The organism is Sphingomonas asaccharolytica NBRC 15499 (assembly GCF_001598355.1).
In the GTDB taxonomy this organism is placed as follows: Bacteria; Pseudomonadota; Alphaproteobacteria; order Sphingomonadales; family Sphingomonadaceae; genus Sphingomonas; species Sphingomonas asaccharolytica.
In genome coordinates, this window is the sequence record NZ_BCYU01000153.1 from 1 (window position 1) to 3,832 (window position 3,832).

At 65.8% G+C, this 3,832-nt stretch carries 5 protein-coding genes and 1 pseudogene; all 6 read right to left on the reverse strand.

Annotation, left to right across the window (positions count from 1 at the left end):
* Positions 1–65: 65 nt before the first annotated feature.
* Positions 66–260, reverse strand: coding sequence for a helix-turn-helix domain-containing protein (locus SAS01S_RS23430; RefSeq protein WP_066813251.1), 195 nt, complete (start codon positions 258–260; stop codon positions 66–68).
* A complete protein-coding gene (locus SAS01S_RS21650; protein WP_066813252.1) occupies positions 260–475 on the reverse strand; it encodes a DUF2274 domain-containing protein in 216 nt (71 codons plus the stop codon). Before SAS01S_RS21650 ends, SAS01S_RS23430 begins: the two co-directional genes overlap by 1 nt.
* The gene (locus tag SAS01S_RS21655) at positions 472–1,677 is read right to left on the reverse strand and encodes a TraB/TrbI/VirB10 family type IV secretion system protein (RefSeq protein ID WP_066813253.1); all 1,206 of its coding nucleotides are present in this window, start codon (positions 1,675–1,677) and stop codon (positions 472–474) included. The genes SAS01S_RS21650 and SAS01S_RS21655 overlap by 4 nt, the downstream gene beginning before the upstream one ends.
* Positions 1,674–2,636, reverse strand: a complete 963-nt coding sequence (gene trbG / locus SAS01S_RS21660; protein WP_084239314.1) for a P-type conjugative transfer protein TrbG — start codon at positions 2,634–2,636, stop codon at positions 1,674–1,676. Before trbG ends, SAS01S_RS21655 begins: the two co-directional genes overlap by 4 nt.
* Positions 2,633–3,427, reverse strand: coding sequence for a conjugal transfer protein TrbF (gene trbF / locus SAS01S_RS21665; protein WP_066813254.1), 795 nt, complete (start codon positions 3,425–3,427; stop codon positions 2,633–2,635). The genes trbG and trbF overlap by 4 nt, the downstream gene beginning before the upstream one ends.
* Positions 3,427–3,832: pseudogene (locus tag SAS01S_RS21670) on the reverse strand (P-type conjugative transfer protein TrbL); the annotation flags it as partial. The gene trbF and the pseudogene SAS01S_RS21670, both read right to left, overlap by 1 nt.

The following is a 3,832-nucleotide window of genomic DNA, read 5'->3' on the forward strand; positions in this document are numbered from 1 at the left end:
TGAATAACGCACCATCAAAACCTGGGATCAAACAACTAGGCCGCAGCACCCAGTTGAAAGTCTGTTCAGCTTCGCGTAAGCGCGCGCAAGCTCTGGTATGAGATCAACGTGGAACGGCCCACTTTGACGATATCGACATCTCCGGATTTGATAAGCTCATAGAGCCGCGAACGACTGATGCCCGTGATTCTCACGGCGGTCGCGACGCGGACGGTGAGCGGCTCCAGTTCGGTGCACTCGACAGGCGGGCGAGGAGTCATCACCGCCTTGCTCGCCGCTTGGCAAACGCGCGGTCGCTTTCAAGGAACGCTTGCAGCATGAACGGGATCAGGTCGGTGACCGTCTCGGACCGGCCATAGGTTTCCTTATAAGCTTCGGCATAGTCGCCGAGCGCATCATTGAGGCCTGGCGGGATAGCAATCGCCAGTTTGATCGGCATGCGATCCGGCAGCTGGGCTAGCTTGAGTTCTGTCATTGTCCTTCCCTCCACGGCGCGAGCACGAGATCGCGAGACACGAGCAACCGGACTTCAGCGCCCGGACGGATAGTGATGGTGGGCTGAATCTGCAGGTGTCTCATCGTAACCTGATCGCCGGCGCGGGATACATTCAGTTGCGACGATTGCCGCACGGCCTGGATCAGGTCAGTCTCGCCGCTGAACTGCAATTCGGTGCCGACGCCGAGTAACGTCGAAAGCGTGATGCCCTTCAGTAGCGACCAGGTGTGAAAATCGACCTGGTCCTCTAGACCCGCATAACCCGCGGGATCAGTTGCGGGCATATTGTCGATCCGAATCGCGCTGCCATCCGGCAGGATGATGCGCTGCCAGACGATCAGCGCGCGTTTCTGCCCGAACGCCACCACGGAGTCGTAACTCCCGACAAGCCGGGCGCCTTGGGGAATGAGAAGGATCCTGCCGGTGGGTGAATCATATATCCGCTCGGTCACCTGGGCGGTCACCAGTCCGGGCAGATCGGACCGCAGCCCGGTGATCAAGCTGGCCGAGATGACGCTGCCGGCGGAGAGCAGATAGGGTGACGGCGACGGCGCCATCGCGTGCGGATTGATGTCGCCGCGTGGATCGAGCGTGGACATGAAATCAGCCTTGCGCTGCTGGTTGTTGGGATCGTTGGCCGGATCGAGCGCCAGCTTCGCGGCAGGCGCCGCCGCGTCGCCTGTCGCGCTGGGCGCAGGAGTGGCTGCAGCCGCGTTCGGAGCTTGCGATCGCGTGGCGAGCAGGCCCGACTCCCTCGCGGCTTTTCGCTCCGCCAGCAGGCGCTCGCGTTCGGCGGCCGCGGCCTGGGCTGCCGGGTCAGCGGGTGGAACCTGGCCTTCGGCAGCCAATTGGCGCTGGCGATCGAGAATAGGTCGGCCGAGGTCGCCCGGAAGCGGCGGCCCCAGTTTGGGCACGTCGCCGTAGCTCGATGGCAAGCCGTTCAGCGCATCCGGCGACGCCTTGCTGCCCGGCTGGGGCAGTTCTTCCTGCGCCACCTGTCGAAACACGGTCGGCTTCAACGCCATCCAGGTCACGGCGGTCACACTGACCGAGCCCAAGGCCGCCGCAGCAATGATGACGCCTCGACGGAAACGGATGGCGCGTCGCGGCCGTGCTCGGATCGCGAGCGATTCCGGATCGGCCTTGGGCGTGGCCGCAGGGATCTCGGTTTCGTCGGTCACGAGTGCCTCTCCTTCCGGCCGCCAGTCGGCGCGCGCTCGATGCGGACCACGTCCTGATGTTTGAGGCCAAGCCGGAGTTCGGCCGTATCGAACAGCCGGTCGACGACATAGAATCGTCCCTGCAGCCGGTAGTTCACCAGTTGCGCCTGCCCCTTCGCATCGACCAGGAACAGCGGTGGGGCCTCGCCGACCGCGAGGCTGGCGGGAAACTCGACAAAGGTCTGACGGCCATCGTCGAATGCCCGCAACGGCCGCCATGCCGGACGATCGCCCGTGATCGCGTAATCGAAGTGGAGTTGGTCGGGCACGATACCGGTCGCGACGGGAACGGCCTTCTGCCGCTCATCCTCCGCGCGCTTGAGCGCGATCAGTGCGTCCTGCGGATAGGTCCAGGACAATGCCACCATCGCGGTCGCCGATGTGCTGGCGAGCGCCAGATGATAGGTTCGGCGATCGGACGCGATGACGAGGTTGGTCGAGAGCCCCGCCGAAAACGGCTTGATCAGGATATGCGTACGCTTGTCCGCCCCGCCGCCGCTGGTGGTGTCGCCGATCACCCAACGCACTGTGTCGCCGGCAGCGACCGAAACCAGCGCCTCGCCCGGCTGTAGGGCTATATCGGTGACGTGCTCGGGCGCCGCATATACCTGATAAAGCGTGCCGTCGGCGAAGGGATAGACCTGCACGGCATTGACGAAGCCAGGTGCTGCCGGCTGAAGCGTCGCCGCCCGATTGGCGAGCGCCACGCTCGCCTCCGCCGCACTCGACCGATGCCCGTGCCGTACGGGACGGGTAGCGGGAGGCGCCGCCTTCGTCAGCGTGACGGGCGGAGCTTTCACATCGGCAACGGGTGCTGGTTTGACCATGTCACCCGGCCTGGTCTGCGCGGCGGTTTCAGCCGCGGCGCAAAGCCCGACTAGAGACAAGCCGTACAGCGGCGCAATCGAGAGGCATTTCATTGCTGGATCTCCATGCTGGTCGGGGTCGTGGGCGCGGTCGCGAGCCCCGGGTCGAGCGGCGAGCCGGTTGGAACAGAGCGATCGGGTGTCGGCGACGACGGCGTCGGCACGTCAAGCTCGCGACTCCAGTCGACAGCATCGACATAAATGCCGAGCGGATTCTTTCGCAGCACTTCGGGGTTCGCGGGCGGCTTGGTCACGATGGTGAGAATCGCGGTCCAGTTGCTGCGGCCGGCGGACGAGCCGCGTTCGAACGCCGACTCCGTCCATTTGACCTGGAAGGATTTGTCCGACGCGCGAACGACGCTCGTCACCTGGACGGTGACGGTGCGCTCACCGATCCTGGCGAAGGGATTAGCACTGCGGGCATAGTCGCCAAGAAACTGGCTGCCGCGCAGGGTGGTGAAGGCGTAAGCCTCGAGCCAGTCCTGTTTCATTACGACGGGATCGAGCGAGATGCCGCGAACGTCGCGGATGAAGCGGGCAAGGTGCCAGGCGATCTGCGGATCGGTCGGGTGGTACGATGCCTCGGCCTCGGTCACCGCCCGCGCCTCGCCGAGGCGATCGACCTCGACGACATAGGGCACCACCCTGCTCTGCAGCGACTGCCAGAGGACACCGCCGCCGAGACCCGCCGCGAGCGACAGGCAGCCAAACGCCATCAGCCGCCAATTGCGTGCCTGGACGCGTGCCGAGCCGATGCGCTCATCCCAAAGCTGGCCTGCCCGTTGATACGGTGTCTCGGGCTGCGGCGTTCGCCCGTAACGCTGGACCGCGCGTTTGAAGATCATCACTCGTCCCTTTCCTTGATGTCGGGAGTGGCGGAGGCGCCGCCGCGATCCCCCTGCTGGAGTGCGTGCACCGCGACTTGGCCGTGGTGCCGTGCTGCCTGCTCAGCGCGGAGCGACCGCGCCCAGGCGGGCGCATTGGTCACGCCGGCATCCTCCGACGCCGGCTTGCTTGTCTCGTTGAGCGCGTTCCAGGCCGCTTGCCGGCCGCTGCGGGCGGCGTCGCCGAGACCGAGCGCGCTCGACGTTCGCATCCGAACGGCGTTGCCGGCCGCGCGTGCGACGCCGCGAAGGCCTGCGCCCATCGTCGGCGAGGCCGCCGTCTCCTTACCCAGTGTGTAGGCGGTCGACGCTGCCGACCCCATGCTCGTGCCTGCACGCACCGCGCCAAGCGCCGCACCGCCCACG